Annotated in this window: 2 protein-coding genes; one reads left to right on the top strand and one right to left on the bottom strand. The window is 43.3% G+C overall.

The genetic code is table 11. From position 1 onward, the window contains the following. Nucleotides 1-98 (top strand): zinc-binding dehydrogenase (locus F6K38_RS40885; protein ID WP_287360548.1); only part of this gene is annotated, 98 nt, incomplete at its 5' end. A gap of 189 nt (nucleotides 99-287) precedes the next feature. Here the strand turns inward: F6K38_RS40885 and F6K38_RS40880 are convergent. Continuing rightward, a complete protein-coding gene (locus tag F6K38_RS40880) occupies nucleotides 288-1,625 on the bottom strand; it encodes an RNA-guided endonuclease InsQ/TnpB family protein (RefSeq protein WP_287360547.1) in 1,338 nt (445 codons plus the stop codon). Nucleotides 1,626-1,849: the final 224 nt, after the last annotated feature.

The following is a 1,849-nucleotide window of genomic DNA, read 5'->3' as shown; positions in this document are numbered from 1 at the left end:
ACCTCAGCCAACGGTTTCCCCTCAAAGAAGCTGCTGCTGCTCACAACGCTATCGAAGCCGGTTCTATGACAGGTAAGGTAGCACTAATTATCCATTGAACCTCCCCACCCGCCTCAGGGATGGGGATTCCCAGGCACAGCAACTAAGTCACTGTTAACTCCATGGGCGTAACTTTCCCCCGCACCGGAGGTAGCTGAGTTTGAAGTTACCGTAAGAACAAGGCAGCCTTTATAGTTAAAGGGTTATGGGTAAAAGGTTCTAGGTTGTTGTAATAAGGCTGCCTTGTTCTAAGGCGCGCGTCTTGTGGGGTCAATTCCCAGTTTTTTGAGACCCCGAATTTTTATATTTACTGCACCATTTACATCTGCGTCGTTGTAATGACCACAGTTAGTGCAAAGGAATTTTTCTTTTTTTCTGTTCTCTTTACTCGTGTGGTGACATTTTGGACAGCTTTGAGACGTATGCTTGGGATTTATTTTGATTACTGGAATACCTGACTTTGCAGCCACGGCCTCAATCTTATTGACCAATTCTCCCCAAGCTGCATTAGATATTGAACGATTTAAGCCTCTTTTTGCGGATTGTCCATTGCGTTCGCGTAGCGTCGGCTTTGCCGAATCGTACCCACCATTTTCATTGGGTTTAGGCTTGCAACGAGACTTCATCGCTCTGATGTTTAAATCTTCAAAGATTAGAGCGTCTGCACCATCTACTAACTTATTGGCAGTCTCCCAATGGTAGGCATTACGATTATTAGTAATGCGTTCATGGAGAGATGCCACCTTGGAGTAGGACCTGCTTCTATTCTTAGACCCTTTCTTTTTTCTGCTGGCAGCTCTTTGTCTTAGCTTCAGACGCCTTTCTCTACGCTTAAAAGACTTTGTCCGTGCCGGGTTAGCTATCATTTTCCCAGTGGAAATGCTGATTAGCTTTTTAATCCCCAAGTCACAACCTTTAACTCGCTCAGGATTAATCTCATCCCTGGCTTTTAATGGAGGGACTGGAATTGACTTGTCTTCAATCTGAAGACTTACGAACCATCCACGAGCTTTACGCCGAACAGTGACAGATTTAACATTAAACCCTTCGGGAATTGGACGAGAATTAAAGAAACCCATCCATCCGATACCTGGCAAGTAAATCCGATTCCCATCTACCTTGACCTGCCCAGGGGAATATTTAAAACTTCTGAATCTAGATATTCTCTTAGGCTTAGGATATCCAGATTCGCCTTTGAATAACTTAGAAAAAGCCACATCCAACTGTCTTAGCGCCTGTTGCAAAACAGTTGAGTTAATAGTCTTGTACCAAGGTCTCTCCTTTTTAAGGATTGGCAAATTTGAACTTTGAGCTTCGTAAGCAGTTCTTCTAGGGTTCTTTTTATTACTCTTCCATGGGTAACCAACAGAGTGAGATTTGCTAACCGAACAGGTCAACGGGCACACTTCACTCTTACTTTTTAGATCACAGTAATTGCCTAACCTAGGAGCTTTAGCTTGATCAAAAGATTCAATTCTATCTCTAAGTAAGTAATTATACTGCGATCGCAACATATCCAACCACCTATTCATTGTGGCTTTTTGTTGTCGGCTTGGCTTGAGTTTGTACCTGTACCCGAACTGCATTGTTTCGACCTATTTATCCATGCTATATTAATTATAGCTTTTAGGAATGCTGATGTCTTGAACATGGGAAAAAGAACTGGACGCCCTCCAATACACGGAGAAGCGAAAAAATCACATACCGTTAGAACTACAGATGCTGCCTGGGACGGCCTAAAAGAGATGGCAGACAGGGCAGGTCTAACACTATCTGAGTATTTGGAAGCTTTGGGGAAGACTGGCTTACT

The sequence above is a fragment of the Moorena sp. SIO3B2 genome (assembly GCF_010692525.1).
Taxonomy (GTDB): Bacteria; Cyanobacteriota; Cyanobacteriia; order Cyanobacteriales; family Coleofasciculaceae; genus Moorena; species Moorena producens.
The sequence above is the reverse complement of the archived record's forward strand: the minus strand, read 5'-3'. Positions and strand labels throughout refer to the sequence as shown.

What these genes read in the sequence shown, in the direction of transcription:
- F6K38_RS40880 (WP_287360547.1), bottom strand. Translation starts at nt 1,625, where the DNA reads ATGCAGTTCGGGTACAGGTACAAACTCAAGCCAAGCCGACAACAAAAA.